General features: G+C 67.6%; 18 protein-coding genes and 1 pseudogene. 9 read left to right on the top strand and 10 right to left on the bottom strand.

The annotated features are described in order from the left end of the window. Window positions 1-885: 885 nt before the first annotated feature. Entirely contained in the window at window positions 886-1,395 is a 510-nt protein-coding gene (locus J0L98_RS12560; protein ID WP_296412120.1) for an HAD domain-containing protein, read from the bottom strand. 135 nt (window positions 1,396-1,530) lie between these two features. Here J0L98_RS12560 and fabI point away from each other — a divergent pair, with 135 nt between their 5' ends. Beyond that, window positions 1,531-2,310 carry an enoyl-ACP reductase FabI gene (gene fabI / locus J0L98_RS12555; RefSeq protein WP_296412119.1) on the top strand — a complete coding sequence of 260 codons (780 nt, stop codon included), beginning with the start codon at window positions 1,531-1,533 and terminating at the stop codon, window positions 2,308-2,310. Window positions 2,311-2,326: 16 nt separating this feature from the next. Continuing rightward, a complete protein-coding gene (locus tag J0L98_RS12550) occupies window positions 2,327-2,920 on the top strand; it encodes a hypothetical protein (RefSeq protein WP_296412118.1) in 594 nt (197 codons plus the stop codon). A 52-nt stretch (window positions 2,921-2,972) separates the two neighbouring features. On the opposite strand, the gene J0L98_RS12545 is transcribed toward J0L98_RS12550, so the two are convergent. Continuing rightward, window positions 2,973-3,881: a recombination-associated protein RdgC gene (locus J0L98_RS12545; protein ID WP_296412117.1), complete on the bottom strand. Its 909-nt coding sequence runs from the start codon at window positions 3,879-3,881 to the stop codon at window positions 2,973-2,975. A gap of 158 nt (window positions 3,882-4,039) precedes the next feature. Between J0L98_RS12545 and J0L98_RS12540 the strand changes: the two genes are divergently transcribed. Genes J0L98_RS12540 through J0L98_RS12530 form a run of 3 tightly spaced genes read left to right on the top strand, consistent with a single transcriptional unit; the run spans window position 4,040 to window position 5,891 of the window. Beyond that, complete coding sequence (locus tag J0L98_RS12540) at window positions 4,040-5,092, top strand: hypothetical protein (RefSeq protein ID WP_296412116.1); 1,053 nt, start codon at window positions 4,040-4,042, stop codon at window positions 5,090-5,092. Window positions 5,093-5,125: 33 nt separating this feature from the next. Further along, entirely contained in the window at window positions 5,126-5,524 is a 399-nt protein-coding gene (locus J0L98_RS12535) for a hypothetical protein (RefSeq protein ID WP_296412115.1), read from the top strand. Between the two features lie 37 nt (window positions 5,525-5,561). Beyond that, window positions 5,562-5,891 (top strand): transcriptional regulator, encoded by a 330-nt coding sequence (locus J0L98_RS12530; RefSeq protein ID WP_296412114.1) that lies wholly within the window; start codon window positions 5,562-5,564, stop codon window positions 5,889-5,891. Between the two features lies 1 nt (window position 5,892). On the opposite strand, the gene bluB is transcribed toward J0L98_RS12530, so the two are convergent. The 4 genes from bluB to J0L98_RS12510 form a co-directional block, all read right to left on the bottom strand. Continuing rightward, complete coding sequence (gene bluB, locus J0L98_RS12525) at window positions 5,893-6,582, bottom strand: 5,6-dimethylbenzimidazole synthase (protein WP_296412113.1); 690 nt, start codon at window positions 6,580-6,582, stop codon at window positions 5,893-5,895. Between the two features lie 89 nt (window positions 6,583-6,671). Next, the gene (gene dbpA, locus J0L98_RS12520; RefSeq protein WP_296412112.1) at window positions 6,672-8,138 is read right to left on the bottom strand and encodes an ATP-dependent RNA helicase DbpA; all 1,467 of its coding nucleotides are present in this window, start codon (window positions 8,136-8,138) and stop codon (window positions 6,672-6,674) included. Between the two features lie 104 nt (window positions 8,139-8,242). Beyond that, entirely contained in the window at window positions 8,243-9,040 is a 798-nt protein-coding gene (locus J0L98_RS12515; protein WP_296412111.1) for a J domain-containing protein, read from the bottom strand. Between the two features lie 96 nt (window positions 9,041-9,136). Further along, a complete protein-coding gene (locus J0L98_RS12510; RefSeq protein WP_296412110.1) occupies window positions 9,137-9,451 on the bottom strand; it encodes a hypothetical protein in 315 nt (104 codons plus the stop codon). Window positions 9,452-9,547: 96 nt separating this feature from the next. On the opposite strand from J0L98_RS12510, the gene J0L98_RS12505 reads away from it, so the two are divergent. Then, on the top strand, window positions 9,548-9,973 hold the full coding sequence (locus J0L98_RS12505) for a hypothetical protein (protein ID WP_296412109.1): 426 nt from the start codon (window positions 9,548-9,550) through the stop codon (window positions 9,971-9,973). Between the two features lie 15 nt (window positions 9,974-9,988). Here J0L98_RS12505 and J0L98_RS12500 read toward each other — a convergent pair whose 3' ends face one another. The 4 genes from J0L98_RS12500 to J0L98_RS12485 are packed head-to-tail and all read right to left on the bottom strand — an operon-like array spanning window position 9,989 to window position 13,674. Further along, the gene (locus tag J0L98_RS12500) at window positions 9,989-10,693 is read right to left on the bottom strand and encodes an ABC transporter ATP-binding protein (RefSeq protein WP_296412108.1); all 705 of its coding nucleotides are present in this window, start codon (window positions 10,691-10,693) and stop codon (window positions 9,989-9,991) included. Further along, entirely contained in the window at window positions 10,690-11,910 is a 1,221-nt protein-coding gene (locus tag J0L98_RS12495) for an ABC transporter permease (RefSeq protein WP_296412107.1), read from the bottom strand. Before J0L98_RS12495 ends, J0L98_RS12500 begins: the two co-directional genes overlap by 4 nt. A 34-nt stretch (window positions 11,911-11,944) precedes the next feature. Then, on the bottom strand, window positions 11,945-13,183 hold the full coding sequence (locus J0L98_RS12490; RefSeq protein ID WP_296412106.1) for an efflux RND transporter periplasmic adaptor subunit: 1,239 nt from the start codon (window positions 13,181-13,183) through the stop codon (window positions 11,945-11,947). Next, window positions 13,180-13,674 carry a TlpA disulfide reductase family protein gene (locus tag J0L98_RS12485; RefSeq protein ID WP_296412105.1) on the bottom strand — a complete coding sequence of 165 codons (495 nt, stop codon included), beginning with the start codon at window positions 13,672-13,674 and terminating at the stop codon, window positions 13,180-13,182. The genes J0L98_RS12490 and J0L98_RS12485 overlap by 4 nt, the downstream gene beginning before the upstream one ends. 29 nt (window positions 13,675-13,703) lie before the next feature. On the opposite strand from J0L98_RS12485, the gene J0L98_RS12480 reads away from it, so the two are divergent. The 3 genes and pseudogenes from J0L98_RS12480 to J0L98_RS12470 form a co-directional block, all read left to right on the top strand. Further along, window positions 13,704-14,387: a DUF4197 domain-containing protein gene (locus tag J0L98_RS12480; protein WP_296407559.1), complete on the top strand. Its 684-nt coding sequence runs from the start codon at window positions 13,704-13,706 to the stop codon at window positions 14,385-14,387. Between the two features lie 39 nt (window positions 14,388-14,426). Next, window positions 14,427-15,128: a 5-oxoprolinase subunit PxpB gene (gene pxpB, locus J0L98_RS12475; protein WP_296412104.1), complete on the top strand. Its 702-nt coding sequence runs from the start codon at window positions 14,427-14,429 to the stop codon at window positions 15,126-15,128. Then, a pseudogene (locus J0L98_RS12470) lies at window positions 15,125-15,336 on the top strand (allophanate hydrolase subunit 2 family protein); the annotation flags it as partial. The gene pxpB and the pseudogene J0L98_RS12470, both read left to right, overlap by 4 nt.

Below are 15,336 nucleotides of genomic sequence, written 5' to 3'. Positions count from 1 at the left end.
GACAACGATAGCTGGCGCGACGGCCCCCTTGTGGGGTCGAGTGAATTGGCGCTGTTCGCGTCAGGTATGGAAAGCGTTTTCACTCTCGGCAGGTAAGGCATCTCGATACCCGGTGGGGTGGCCGTTACTGGCTGGCTTTCCGTTGTTTGGCGTGACGTTGGCCGGGATTTTCCCACGGCCGGGTTTGCACACCCGGCCGGCTACGGCGGCGCGGAGCATGCTCCGCGAAACCCCGCCTCCGCCCCCGGCGGGCGACTGACTTTCTTGCTTCGCCAAGAAAGTCAGCAAAGAAGGCGACCCGCCACCCCCGGTCGGCCTTCGGCCGACTGCCCTGCGCTGCTCGCAGCAGGCGGCCGGCGCGGAACTCGCCGGCTACGCCGGCTCAGACAGCCGCGCCGGACTTCCCCGCCCGCTGCTATGCTGCTCGGCGGGGTCGGAACGGGCTTTTCGGACGCACCGAGCCTCTACGGAAATGGGGACGGGTACCGGCCGTCGGGCACCTGCCTTTCCGGTCCCCTCTGACGTGCCGACTGGAGGGTGGGACGGGCGGAAAAAGGGCTTCGCATGTCTGAGCCCGAAGGGCGAGTTTGCGAAGACCCCGCCCGGCACGCCCGGAAGGAGGGAACCCCCGAAGGGGGCGCGGCAGCGGGGTACGTTTCTTTGCCTTCTTTCTTGTCGTACAACAAGAAAGAAGGTCGCCCGCCGGGGGCGAGTCCCCGGCCGATGTGACGTAAGAGAACGGAAAGCCCGCAAGCAAGGGCTCAAGCCTTACCTGTCGAAGCGAGAACGCTTTCCATACCTAACGCGAACAGCGCCAATGAATTCGACCCCACGGGCACTCCCGTCAGCGTCATCGCCTCCGGAACGCCCGTTCCGCGTCAGGCGTCAAGCTGCCGCCTCCGGCGCCTTGAACGTCCCGCTGCGGAAGGCCTCCAGCAGGCGCCGCATGCGCCCCGCATCCTCATCGGTGAAGCCCTGCTTGAAGTCCGTCAGCACCAGCCGGGCACGGGTCGGCCAGTTGCCGGGGGCATCGTCCACGGCCAGCCATTCGGCCCCCGGTGCCCGGCGTTCAAGCCATTGCCGGGCTTCCCGCTCGCGCAGGCCGTAGAGCTCGTTGGGCGTGCGCGGAAAGATGGTGGGCGAGCAGTCGATCACCCGCTCACGGAGATCTTCCGAAAAGCGCGCCGACAGTTTCTGCAGTGAGAACAGGGTGCGCCAGTCGGAGGCAATGATTACCCTCGTCTCCGGGTACTCGCGCAGCACTGACTCCAGCAGGGGCAGGCAGCGAAAATCCTCCGCCTCACCCCATGGGTGGGTCACTCCGTCGAAATCGAGGAAGACGTAGACCGGGGTCAGGACCGCCGGTGGGGTGTTTTCGGCCGTTTTTTGATGCATCGCAACAGGGGCGCTGTGGAAAGGCGGAAACTTGCCGTTAATCGAAAAATGACTACGTAACAGTCACGTTAGACTATTCTAAGGTCAGTGATTGTTGCAGTGCGGTAATTTTTCTCGATCCAACGGAGCCCAGCCATGAAACCCATCATCAATCTCGAAGGCAAGGTCGGCCTCATCACCGGCATCGCCAACGAAAAGTCCATCTCCACCGGTGTTGCCGAGTCCTGCATCGAAGCGGGCGCAAAAGTCGTCATCACCTACCAGAACGAGAAGACCCTGGCTTTCCTTGAGCCCATTGTCACCCGCCTGGGTGTCGAGGACGTGCTGCTGCTCGACGTGACCAAGCCCGAAACCATGGACGATGTCTTTGCCAAGATCGACGCCAAGTACGGCAAGCTCGACTTCGCCATCCACTCCATGGCCTTCGCCAAGCGCGACGATCTGCATGGCCGCGTGGTGGACACCTCCGCCGACGGCTTCGCCCTGGCCATGGACGTCTCCACCCACTCCTTCGTGCGCCTGGCCCGCAAGGCCGAGCCCCTGCTCGACAAGGCTGGTGGCGGTTCGCTGATCACCATGACTTACCTGGGCAGCGAAAAGGTCATTGCCAACTATGGCGTGATGGGTCTGTGCAAGGCCGCGCTGGAGGCTGCCACCCGTTACATGGCCTTCGAACTGGGCCCGAAGAACATCCGCGTCAATGCCATCTCCCCGGGCCCGCTGATGACCCGCGCCGCCTCCGGCATCGCCGGTTTCGACGGCCTGATGGCGGCGGCGGTGGATCGTTCCCCGCTGCATCGCCTGGTGACCCCGGAAGACATCGGCGCGCTGACCGCTTTTCTGGTCTCCGACGCCGGCCGCAACATGTCCGGTGGCGTGCACTTCGTGGATGCCGGGTACAACATCATCGGGTAAAGCCTTCCGCTAAGCGATGATGGACCACCCTGCCGCGGGTGCGGGCGAGACCACTGCCAGTGTCTCCTTGCCTGATCCGGTTCCGGCTCACCCCCTGCTCGACGGCCTGCCCGAACTCGGGCGGGGGGAATCCTCCATCGTCCTCGACCCCGGTGACGGCCAGAGGGTCTTCAAGATTGTCAGCTCACCCGCCGACTACTTCTATCTCGCCGCCGACGACCGCCCCACGGGCACCCATTTCCCGCGCCTGTTCCACGACCACGGCGTCATCGGCAAGTCCAGCTCGGGCTATTCCTTCCGCCTCCTCGAAATCGAACGTCTGCAACCGGTTTCCGGCGACGCCGAGCAGCTTGCCCGTCTGCTCTCCCAGGCCTATTGGGAAGGCTGCGAAAAATGGGCCAACATGGGCGTCAACCGCGGCCGTCTGGCCCTCTACCACATCAGCCGCGAGCCACCGCCGGGCCTGCCCGACAGCCTGGTACAGGCCATCGCCGCGCTCTCCGACTTCATTGAGGAATACCCGGTTCAGCCCGATATCCTCAACCCTCACAACCTGATGATGCGGACCGACGGCACCCTGGTGTTGTCCGACCCGGTGTTTCTGCCCTGACGGGCATCAAGGCGGCCGGAACCGGGCCGCGAAGCAGATTGGTCCTGAAGTCTCAGATCGCCGCGTCCTTCACCTCGCCGCCCAGTACCTCCAGCAGTGCCGGGATCAGGCGCGACAGCTCGCCGCTCATCAGCGCGAAGTCGGCTTCCATCTGCATGTCGGTGGCATCGGCCTGGCGTTCGGCTTCTTCCTTGATCACGTCGAGGAAGGCCACCCGCTTGATCTCCATCTTTTCGGTCAGGATGATGGAGATGCGGTCGTCGAAGGTCATGGCCAGGCGCGTCGGCAGCTTGCCGGCGGCGAGATGGTCCTGCACGTCCTTGCCATCGAGGGCGTGACGCACGTAGCGCACCGCAGCCTTCTCGTCGGTGACCGCGCGCAGTTCGCAGTCCAGGTCGATGGTGAAGTTGCCAGTGGCCTGGTTGGCCGCCAGCCAGCCGGTCATCACCGACACGGGTGACAGCTCGGTCTTGACCATCTTCACCGGCAGCTCGTCCAGGGTGTCGCGCAGGGCATCCAGCACTTCCTCGGCCCGGGCCGGGCTGGCCGCATCGATCACCAGCCAGCCGCCCTTGGGGTCGATCCAGCTATACACCTTGCGGCGACGGGTGAAGGCCCGGGGCAGCAATTCCTGCAGCACCGCTTCCTTGATCTCCTTCATCTGCTTGCGGCCGGGCTTGAAGCCCTGCTGGGCCTCGATCTGCTCGGCCTTGTCGGCGGCCACCTCGTTCACCACTGACGAGGGCAGCAGCTTCTGCTCGACCATCAAGGCCACAAGGAAGTGCCCGCCCACGGCCAGCACGAAACGGTCGTCCTTGGTCGGCGAACTCCACCCACGGCTCGCCATGTCTTGGCTGCCACAGGGCGCAAAGGGGCGGGCGGCAAGTTTCTCGTTGAGGGTTTCGACGGTCAGGCCCCAGTTTTCGGGGAGACGGTAGATCTGGAGATTGCGGAACCACATGGCGGGGAACGATCCGTGCTGATGAAAGAGAGGCGGCATTGTAACGGCTTGCCGCGGGCCTGCCAGACCGTTCGGCAGATCATCATGCCGTTGACACTCTGCAGTTCAGAGTTATATGCTCTGAACTGCAGAGTTAATTCAAACGGAATCTCCCGATCATGGCCGACCCCATCTCCCGCCAGCTTGACAGCATCCAGTCCATGCTCGTCCGCGGTCAGCGCAACCTGCGTATGGAGCGCCACAGTCTCATCCTGTGGGGTCTGGCCGGCGCCGGGCTGTTCCTGTCCAGCGACGCCATCTTCACCGCCGAGCAGATCCCGGACACTACCCGGCGGGCCCTGGTCTGGCTGGCCTGGATCGCCCTTGTTCTGGGGGGCGCCGGCTATGCCGACTGGCACCTGACCCGGCGTGTCAAGGCGTCCCGGGACGAAACCTGGTCCTTCATCCACCGTCAGGTGGTCAAAATGCTGTGGCTGTTGATGGGTATCGGCACGCTATTTACCTTTGCCACCTTCTTCTTCGGTGGCGCCTACATGCTATGCACCGTGTGGCTGGTGTTGATCGGCCTGGCCCTTTACGTGCATGGCTTGTTCTCGGAAGAGGTGCTGGAATGGGCCGGTGGCATCATCATCGCCATCGGCGTCGCCGGGCTGGCGGCCAGGCTGCCCTTCGAAACCATGAAGTGGATCGCCACCTCGGTGTTCGGGCTCGGCCTGCCGATGCTGTCGCGCCTCCTTGATCACGGGCGCGAGCGCCCCTTCGTCCTGCGTCTGGTCCAGGCTGCGGGGTGGACCGTGCTGGTACTGGCCGCGCCCCTTGCCGGTCATCGCTACGCTTCAAGCCTGCTGCCGCCCGAGGTGCCGGTCACGTCCCTGGAAGCCTATCGTTCCGGCACCGATCTGGCCGGGCCGCGCATCGTCGGCCTGCCCGCGGGCACCCGCGTGCCGGTGCGGGTCGAGGTGTCGGGCGACCTGTTCCGCCCGGCCTCCGATGCGATCCTGCCCCTGACCCTTGATCAGCCCCTGGAGATCCTGTTGCGCGATGGCCAGCCCACCGGCGATGTACGTGTGCCGGGTGGTCCGTGGCGGCTGGCCCGGGAAACCCACTGGATCTCGATCCCGTGGATACGTGCCAGCCTCGATCCAACCCATGGGCCGCGGGTCGAATCCGCCCTGGTGGTGGACTTCCAGGGTGGCAGCGCCCGTCAGTAGCCCATTTTCCCCATGTCAAGAAGGAGTCCCACTGTGAACCTGCGTCTTTCCGCCGGCACCCTTGCCGCCCTCACCCTGGCCGGCTGTGCCAGCTTCGGCAAACCCGGCGCCGACGAGCTGGCCCGCCTGCCCGTTGTCCGCTTCGGCGACACCGCACCGGCCGGCCAGCCCTTCATCCTGCACTATCCGGCCGGTGCGCCCCTGCCCGTGGAGGCGCGCGTCCATGGCAGCCTGCTCGACGGTGAAGCCCGCAGCACCCTCACCGTGCGCACCCGTCAGGACGTCTACACCTACAAGCAATGGGCCAGCCTGGACGGCAAGAACTGGAAGCCCGGCCCTGAAGTGATCGGCGGAAATTTCGAAATCCGCGTGCCCGGTGAACAGGATGGGCGCAATCCCGGCTCGATGCGGGCAGAATTCAACCTGAAATAAGCAGACGGAACGGCCCGCTTGGCGCGGGCCAACGCCCATGGAACCCCTCGACGCCCTTCTCCACCAGCCCCTGCGCACCCAGCTCGCTGCCTTCCTGGCCGGTGCGGGCGAGGCCAGCTTCTCCGAACTCAAGCGCAGCCTGGATGTATCCGACGGCAACCTTGAGTCCCATCTGAAGAAACTGATTGCCGCTGATTACGTGTCCCTGCGCCGCAGCGACGGCCCGGGGCGCAGCCAGACCAGCTACAGTCTGACCCCCACCGGGCTGGATGCCTTGCACCGCTACGTGAAGGCCCTGCAAAAGTTGTTGCCCATGGGTGATAGCCATGGGGTACCGGGGGTGCTGGCGCGGGACGCTGGCGGGTAGCTCAGCCTCCTGTCGGAGCCGGTACCTCGTCACGCCAGCCATTCTCGAAGACCACGGTCTCCAGGGGCATGCGTTCGGCCCACTGGTGGATCTCCAGCATCGGACGGGGGTAGAAGGCCTCCACGTGGCCGATGCACAGAATGGCCACCGGGCGGGCGCCGGTTGGCATGCCCAGCAGCTTGGCCAGTTCGGCGGGGTCGAAGATCGACACCCAGCCCAGGCCGATGCCCTCGGCCCGCGCCGCCAGCCACATGTTCTGGATGGCACAGGCCACCGAGGCCAGGTCCATCTCGGGCAGGGTGCGGCGGCCGAAAACATGCTTCTCGCGCCCGTCGGCCAGGGCCACCACGATCACCTCGCCGGCTTCCAGCAGGCCTTCCACCTTGAGGCGCATGAAGTCTTCCTCGCGCTCGCCCAGGGCCCGGGCGGTGGCGCAACGCTCCACCTCGACGAGGGCGTGCATGCGCTCGCGCAGGCCCCGATCGGTGATGCGGACGAAGCGCCAGGGCTGCATGTAGCCCACGCTGGGGGCGTGGTGGGCCGCCCACAGCAGGCGCGCCAGCAGATCCGGCGCTACCGGATCGGGGCGAAAGTGGCGCATGTCGCGGCGCTCGGCAATGACCCGGTAAATGGCGGCCACGTCGGAATCGGGAAAGCGGTGGGGGCTGGCGTCGGGGGTGGAATCGACCATGATCAATCCGCGGGTGACAGGGGGCAATTCGATTGCCGGGAACAGGTTATTCGAGGCCGGAGGCGGGCGCGCCCGCCATGGCATCCAGTTTACTCGTCGAGCAGGCGGACGCGGACCTTCTTGCCCTTGATCTTGCCCTCACCGAGCCGCTTCAGGGCCTTGCGGGCAATGCTGCGCTCCACGGCCACGTAGGTGGACTGCTCGTTCAAGTTGATCTTGCCGATCTGGCTGGCGGCAAAGCCGGCCTCCCCGGTGAGGGCGCCCAGCACGTCGCCGGGGCGGATCTTCTCCTTGCGCCCACCCAGGATCTGCAGGGTCACCATAGGCGGCACCAGGGGCGTCTGGTCCTCCGCCTGAAGGGCGTCGATGGACTCCCACACCGGCTCGAAACCATGGGCACGAGCCAGGTTGTTCACCCGGTTCATCTCGTGGGGGCTGGCCAGGCTCAGGGCCCAGCCTTCCTCGCCGGCGCGGCCTGTACGGCCGATGCGGTGCACATGCACCTCCGGGTCGGGAGTCACATCCACATTGATCACGGCCTCGAGCCGGGCGATGTCGAGGCCGCGGGCGGCCACGTCGGTGGCCACCAGCACCGAGCAGCTGCGGTTGGCAAACTGCACCAGCACCTGGTCCCGATCACGCTGGTCGAGCTCGCCGTGCAGGGCCAGCACGTGAAAGCCTTCGGCGTGCAGCACGTCGATCAGGTCACGGCACTGCTGCTTGGTGTTGCAGAAGGCCAGGGTGCTCTCCGGGCGGTAATGGCGCAGCAGCAGGCCCACGGCGTGGAGGCGCTGGTCCGGCGTGACCTCGTAGAAGCGTTGGCGGATGGTCTCGGCGGCGTGCTGCTCGGGCAGGGAGATCTCCTGGGGCTGGCGCATGAACTGGCGGGCCAGGCGCACCACGCCTTCCGGGTAGGTGGCCGAGAACAGCAGGGTCTGGCGCTGCTTCGGGCAGGCCTTGGCCACGTAGGCGATGTCGTCGAAGAAGCCCATGTCGAGCATGCGGTCAGCCTCGTCCAGCACCAGGGTGCCCAGGGCGTCGAGCTTCAGGCTGCCGCGGGAGATGTGGTCCATCAGACGGCCCGGCGTGCCCACCACGATGTGGGCACCATGCTCCAGGCTGTCGGCCTGGGGGCGGATCGGCGTGCCGCCGCACAGGCTGAGGATCTTGATGTTCTCCTCGGCACGGGCCAGGCGGCGGATCTCCTGGGTGACCTGCTCGGCCAGCTCGCGGGTCGGGCACAGCACCAGGGCCTGCACCGCGAAGCTGCGCGGGTTGAGGCGGTCGAGCAGGGCCAGGGCGAAGGCGGCGGTCTTGCCGCTGCCGGTCTTGGCCTGGGCGATCAGGTCATGCCCGGCCAGGGCCACCGGCAGGCTGGCGGCCTGGATCGGTGTCATGGCGTGGTAGCCGAGGCGCGCCAGGTTGGCGATGACCGGAGCCGGCAGGGGTAGCTGATCAAAGGGCGCCGCCACGATGGCGGACGGGGGCGGAACGAAGGTGGCGTCGGAGGCAGGGCCGGAATCGGCGTCCGGCAGCGGGGGCAAGGTCGAGTTCATGCCGGATTATCCCGGAAAGCGGGGCAGCGTGCCGTAGCGCGCGGGGAAAGAACGCCACGCTCCGCCGCTGCGTGGGTTGCTCTCCCCCCGGGGGGAGTCAGGTCTCAGTTGCGAAGTTCCTGCTGCCAGCGTGCCCGCTCCCGGGCCAGACGCTCCTGCACGCGCCGCTGCTCTTCCATCTCGGCGCGTCGCTCGGCCTCCTCCTTCATGCGTTGCTCGCGCTCCGCCTGCATGCGGGCGGCCTGCTCGGCCCGTTCCAGGTCGGAGGACACCCGGTCGGCGTAGTAGGTGCGCTCGCGCAGGGCCTGCTCGCGCTTCTGCTCCTCTTCCCGGCGTGCCCGCTCCTGGCGCTCCCGCTCGTAGCGGCTGGCGGAATCGGCCCGCTCCTCGCGTTCCCGGCGCTCCTGTTCGGCAATCTCTGCTTCGCTCATGTTGCCGTACATCTGGCGCCGCTCTGCGGCCATTATTCTCTCCTGGGCCTGGGCAGCCATCTCGCCGCTGGCAACCCGTCCGGCCTGCTTGAAGGCAAAGACGGAAAAGAATATCTGGATCAGCATGCCGACGATCATCAGGCCGCCGATGATGGTCAGCATGATCCGTCCCGGCGTCCACTTCACATCGCTGATCTCGACCTTGAGGGGCAAGTTGCCTTCCAGCGGCAGGGGTGATGTGGCGACAGTGTGGATCAGGCTGGCATCGTAGGCGGCACGCCGACCGGGCTCGGAAAGTATCCAGAAGGCTTCCTTGATGGCCTTCACGCGGTTGTCCGCATCCACTGGGGGCAGGCCGTGCCGGCCCGACTGGTAGCGTTCCAGCAGCAGCAGGTGGGCTGCGTCGATTTCGGCCTCGGTGGCGTCCGGGGTGACCCCGAGCAGATCGTAAAGGGTGGACTTGGCCTTCATGGGATGGCAAACACGTCTGGATAAGGATGCGGACCTGATTATGGCCGAGGGGCAGGATCGGCGGAAAGGTGATGTTCAGCCTTCGGGCGGCCGGGCTCAGCGTGGTCGCCGGCAATCCGACACGCAGCGTCCGTAGGCCATCTCGCAATCAGCATCGCGCTCGGAACGCCGCTTGTCGGCCTCGGCCTGCCGGGCTGCCAGCCGTTCCATTTCAGCGCTGGCGTCGGACCCCGTCCGGACATCCTGGTGGTGCACCCACCCATCCCGTTCGACATTGTTCATGGAGCGAGCTTTTTTCTGGCATCGGCCCTGCTCGGTGACACAGACACTGGTACACAAGCCACTCTCGTCGGAACGGGCAGGCGGGGTGGCGACAAGGGTCAGGAGCAGCAGGAAGAGGGGACGGAGCATGGCTGGCTGAAAGGGAGAAGGGTTGGCTGGAAGCGTGCGGGTTGCGGGATAATCGCTTCTGATCATCGTTCGCTGACACCTGAAAAGGATACCACCATGACAATGCGCTCCATGCTTGCCGGTGCAACGCTGTTGCTGGGCTCTCAGTTGGCTCTCGCCCAGGCTACGCTGGGCGAGTTGCTGCAACAGGGCGGAAAACGCCTCGACAAGGCTGAGGTGCAGGCGCTGCTGGTGGGCGCCACCCTGGCGGGCCCTACCACCACGGGCGGCGATGTGCGCCTGGAAGTGAAGGCCGATGGCAGCCTCAGCGGCAATATCCGGGCGATCCGATCCTTTGGCGTCATGGGCACCTGGAAGCTTGAGGAAGACGGCCGCTTTTGTACCGACCTCTCCAGCGGAGGCTCGAGGCCGGTCCAGCTTGCTGCCTGCAATCACTACTATCGCAAGGGCAACGAGTACTTCGTGGCGGATGCCCAGTCCACGCCCGAGACCCCGGTCCGTCCGCGCCAGATCAGCCGCTGAGCCACTGGGCCGGCCTCAGCCGGCAGCCGGGCCGTCGTCGGCAATCCGCCCATCCACCAGCTGCACAATGCGATCGCAGCGGGCGGCCAGGCGCGGGTCGTGGGTGACAATGAGGCAGGCGCAGTTGCTCTGGCGGTTGAACTCCCGCAGCAGGGCGAAGATGTCGTCGGCGGTGTGGGTGTCCAGGTTGCCGGTGGGTTCATCGGCCAGGATCAGGCGCGGGCGCAGGGCCAGGGCACGGGCGATCGCCACCCGCTGCTGCTGACCGCCGGACAGCTCGGCGGGCTTCTTGAGGGCATGGGCCTTGAGGCCCACGGCGTCGAGCAGTTCGAGGGCCGTGGCCTCGGCCGCGTCGTCGGGCCGGCCCCGGGCGATGATGCTGGGCATCATCACGTTCTCCAGGGCGGTGAAGGCCGGCAGCAGGTGGTGGAACTGGAACACGAAGCCGATGCTGCGCCCCCGCAACTGGGTGATCTCGGCCTCGGACAGGCGGGCGGTGTCGCGCCCGCCGATGGACAGACGGCCCCCGGTGGGGCGCTCCAGCAAGCCGATGATGTTGAGCAGCGTGCTCTTGCCCGAGCCCGAGGGGCCGATCAGCGCAGCAAACTCCCCTTCGGCCAGGCTCAGGTCGATGCCGTGCAGCACCTCCGTCTCCACCGGCGTGCCCAGGTTGTAGGCCTTGGTGAGGCCGGCCAGTTCGATGACGGGCGCCGTGCTCATGAGCGGATCGCCTGCACCGGGTCCATGCGCGCCGCGCGGCGGGCCGGGATGAGGGCCGACAGCAGGCCCACGGCGGTGGCCACCAGGGCCGCCATGGCGATGAAGCGCGGCTCCAGCTCGGCGGCAAAGAGGGGCTGGCCGTCGGCGTTGCGGTAGATGGCCGAGAACACGTTGAGCAGGGTGAAGGCCAGGGCACTGCCGAGCACCGAGCCCACCGCTCCCACCACCGCCCCCTGGATCAGGAAGACCTGCAGGATCATGGCGCGGCTGGCCCCCATGGCGCGCAGGATGCCGATCTCCTTCTGCTTCTGCACCACGCTCACCACCAGCACGCTGGCGATGCCCAGGGCCACGATGATGACCACAAAGCTGCGGATCAGGTTGTTGGACACCGACTGGTTGCGCAGGGCCGCCAGTAGCTGGGCGTTGGTCTGCATCCAGCTCTCCACGTTGAGGCTGGTGGCGCCGCGCAGGCGGTCGGCCACCGGCTGGGCCTCGAAGATGTCGGCCACGGTGAGGTCCAGGTTGGACACACCACCGGGCAGGTCGAGCAGGCTCTGGGCCAGGGGCAGGGTCACGAAGACCCAGCGGCGGTTGAGATCCTTGTTGCCGATGTCGAAGATGCCGCCCACCTGCAGCAGCTCGTCGCGACCATTGGGGAGGGCCACCCGCAGCTTGTCGTCCATGCGGATGCCCAGGTCCTTGGCCAGCTCGCTGCCGATCACCGCCCGGGTGCCTTCCACGGCAAAGCGCCCGGCCACCATGTACTCCTCCATGCGCACGATGCGCCGGTAGCGTTCGGCGTCCACCCCCATCAGGGCCACCGACTTGCTGGCCTGGCCCCGCACGGCGAAGGCCGGGCCGGTGACCACCGGCGACACCGCGGTCACCCCGGGCATGTCGGCGGCCAGGCGGGCGATGTTCTCCCACTGGTCGATGGAGCGCAGGCGCTGGGCACGGGGCTCGACGATGGAGGCAAAGCCGGCGTCGTCGATGGCGCGCCGGTTGACCTCCTCGGCCGGGCGGATCACCACGTGGGCCTGGCTGCCCAGCACCCGGTCCACGATCTGAGCCTGGAGCTGGGTGATGAGCTGGGTCAGGAAGACGATCACCGCCACGCCGCCGGTGGTACCGGCGAGGATCAGTAGGGTCTGCATGCGCCCCTCGCGCAGGAAACGCAGGGCCACGATGGGTGCAAAGGGGAGCCGGAACTTCATGTCGGGGTGCTCCGCGGCCCAACCGGGGCGGCCATCAGCGGGTCATGCCCTGGGGCACCTGCACGCCCGACACCTTGGGCTTGCGGGCTTCACGGATGCGCAGCCGGTCGCCTTCCAGGGCGCCGCCAGAGGGCAGCACCACCTGGTCGCCCTCGGCCAGGCCGGTGAGGATCTCGACACGACCGATGCCGCTCAGGCCGAGGCTCACCTCGGCCCGGGTGGCGATGCCGTCCCGGGCCACCAGCACCCAGGGCTTGCCGCTGTCGGGGTCGCGCACCGCCTCGGCGGGCAGCACCAGGGTCGCGTCCCGCTGGCCGGTGATGGTCTCGACGGAAACGGTCATGTCGGGGCGCAGGAAGGGTGGGGCCGCGGGAACCCGGAAGCGGGTCTCGACGGTGCCGCGCTGGGGGTCCACGGCCGGCGCCAGGTAGTAGAGCTCGGCGTCGAAGGGCTGGGCCGGAAAGGCGTCCGCCACGCCGCGGGCCTTCTGGCCGGGCTTGAGGAGGCGCAGGTTTTTCTCGTCCACGGTGGCGTAGACGCGGGTCTCGCCGGCCTCGGCCAGCTCCAGCAGCACCTTGCCGGCGGTGGCCACATCGCCGGGCTCGGCCTTGCGGGTCAGCACCACGCCGGCCGCCGGGGCGGTCAGGGTGAGCTGGGCGGCACGGGCACGGGCATTGACGAGCTGGGCGCGGGCCTGGTCCACCCGGGCGCGGGCCGCCTCGCGCTCACTGCCGCCGGCCTGCTGGGCAGCCAGCTGGGCGCGGGCCGTATCGGCCGCAGACGCCGCATTGGCGGCATTGCGCAGGGCATCGTCGGCCTTAGACTGGGCGTAGAAGCCCTTGGCCACCAGTTGGCGGGCACGTTCAGCCTCGGCCAGGGCCACCTTGCGGTTGGCCTCGGCCTGGGCGAGCTGCTGGGCGGCCACCGGGCGGGCAACGCTCTCGATCTGGGCAAGGCGCGCCTCCGCCTCTGCCAGGGCCGCGGCGGCCTGGCCCACCAGGGCTTCGGCGTCGTCGGCGCGCAGGCGGGCCAGAACCTGCCCGGGGCGCACGGGGTCACCCTCGCGCACCTTCACCTCCAGCACGGTGGCCGCCAGGGGGCTGCCGATGACGATGCGCGCCGGTGTGGCGATGCGTCCGGTGGCCACCACCGACTGGGTCAGGGGTGCCCGGGCAACGCCGACCACCTCCACCTCACGCCCCCGCGGCCACAGCACGGCAGCCGCCACCACGCCGGCCGCAGCCAGCGCCAGGATCAGGTTGCGGCGCTTCATGCCGGCTCCGCCAGCAGCTTGTCGAGGAGGGCGTGGAGTTTGGGGAAGTCCGGCTCGCCGAGGAATTTCTGGACGATGCGCCCCTGGCGGTCGATCACGAAGGTGGTGGGGGTGAGGCGCACCTCCTCGAAACCCCTGGCTGCCTCGCCGCTGGTATCGAGGGCCACGGTGAAGGGCAGGCCGCTACGGGCGGCAAAATTGCGCACGTACTCGGGGGGGTCATAGTTCATGGCGATGGCCACGGTCTCGTAGCCGCGGGGGGCAAACTTGCGGTGGGTTTCCACCAGCTTGGGCATCTCGGCCACGCAACTGGTGCAGGTGGTGGCCCAGAAGTTCACGAGCACCACCTTGCCCTTGAGGGCGCCCAGACGGGCGCTCTGCCCGTCGAGCGTGGTATACCGCACATCCGGTGCCACCGGCTGGCTGCAAGCGTTAAGGAGTGCAAGGAGGGCGACTGCAGCCAGAAGGCGCGTGATAGCCTTGAGAAACATTGTTTTTAACCGGAAGAGAGAGGTGTGCCGTGCGTGGGATTCTGCGAGCTTTGCTGCTGCTTGTCATCTGTGGTCAGGCCTGGGCCCTGGGCCTTGCCGACCTTACCGACAAGGACGCTTCCGGTGGTCTGCGTGAAGCCCTGGTCCAGGGCGCCGAGAAAGCAGTAGGACAACTGGGGAACGACGGAGGTTTCCTCAACAACCCGAAAGTGAAGATCGGCCTGCCCGACAGCCTCGCCCCCATGGAGAGCATGCTGCGCACCATGGGCCGCGGCAAGGACCTGGACGCCCTGGTTGCCACCATGAACAAGGCGGCCGAGCAGGCCGTGCCCAAGGCAAAGCCCCTGCTCGTGGATGCCGTGAAGAAGATGAGTGTCGAGGACGCCAGGAAGATCCTCTCCGGCGGTGACGACGCCGCCACCCGCTACTTCAAGGACAAGACCTCCGGTCAGCTGGCCGAGTCCTTCCTGCCCACCGTCAAGGAGGCCACCGACAAGCTGTCCCTGTCGGCCCAGTACAACAAGCTCGCCAGCAAGGCCAGCCAGTTCGGTCTGGCCAAGGGCGACGAGCTGAAGATCGAGAACTACGTGACCCGCAAGGCCCTCGACGGCCTCTTCCTGATGATCGCCGAAGAGGAAAAGGCCATCCGCAAGGATCCGGTGGGTGCCGCCGGCGGCCTGGCCAAGAAGGTCTTCGGCGCCATCGGGCAGTAGGCCCGGGTTCCGCGGGGGCCACGGCCCCTGACTGTCAGCGTGCTTTCAAAGCCCCGCCTGCTCGCCCTGGGCGACGCCGCCTTCACGGTGGAGTTCGGCCCGTCCCAAGCCAGGGAGGTTCCCCTGGACATCCAGGCCCAGGTGCTCGGCTTTGCTGCCGGTCTGGCCGAGCTGCAGGCCGCGGGCGGGATGCCCGGGGTGATCGAGTGGGTGCCCACCTTCCGTTCGGTCACGGTGCATTTCGATCCCGACTGCTGCTTGCCCCAGCACCTCGCCACGCGCCTGCAGGCGCTGGCCGCCGAAGGCCGGCAGGCCACCGGCAGCGGACGCGAGTGGACCATCCCGGTGTGCTTCGATGGTGAGTTAGCCCCCGACCTGGACGCCGTGGCGACGGCCCGGGGGCTGAGTCGCGAGGCGGTCATCGCGCAGCTCACCGCCACCGAATTTACGGTACGCATGCTCGGCTTCCTGCCCGGCTTTCCCTATCTCGGTGGCCTGCCCGCCAGCATGGAGATGCCCCGCCTGGCCACACCGCGCCCGCGCGTGCCGGCCGGCTCGGTGGCCATCGCCGGACGCATGGGCGCCATCTACCCCTGGGACAGCCCGGGCGGTTGGCACCTGGTGGGGCGCAGCCCGGTCACCCTCTTCGATGCCGCCCGGGCCGACCGGCCGGCCCTCTTCGCCCCCGGCGACCGGGTGCGCTGGCAGCGCGTGGGGCCGGAAGCCCTGGCCGCATTGTGAGCTCCGGCCTGGAGATCCGCTCGCCGGGCCTCGGCGTCAGCATCCAGGATGGGGGCCGCCACGGCTACCGGCACATCGGTGTGCCCCTGTCCGGCGCCCTGGACCCGGTCTTCCTGGCCGCAGCCAACGGCCTGCTCGGCAATCCGGCCGGCGCTGCCGGGCTCGAGGTACTGCTCGCCGGCCCCCTGCTGCAGGCGCTGGATGCGCC

Source organism: Zoogloea sp. (assembly GCF_017302315.1).
Taxonomy (GTDB): domain Bacteria; phylum Pseudomonadota; class Gammaproteobacteria; order Burkholderiales; family Rhodocyclaceae; genus Zoogloea.
The sequence above is the reverse complement of the archived record's forward strand: the minus strand, read 5'-3'. Positions and strand labels throughout refer to the sequence as shown.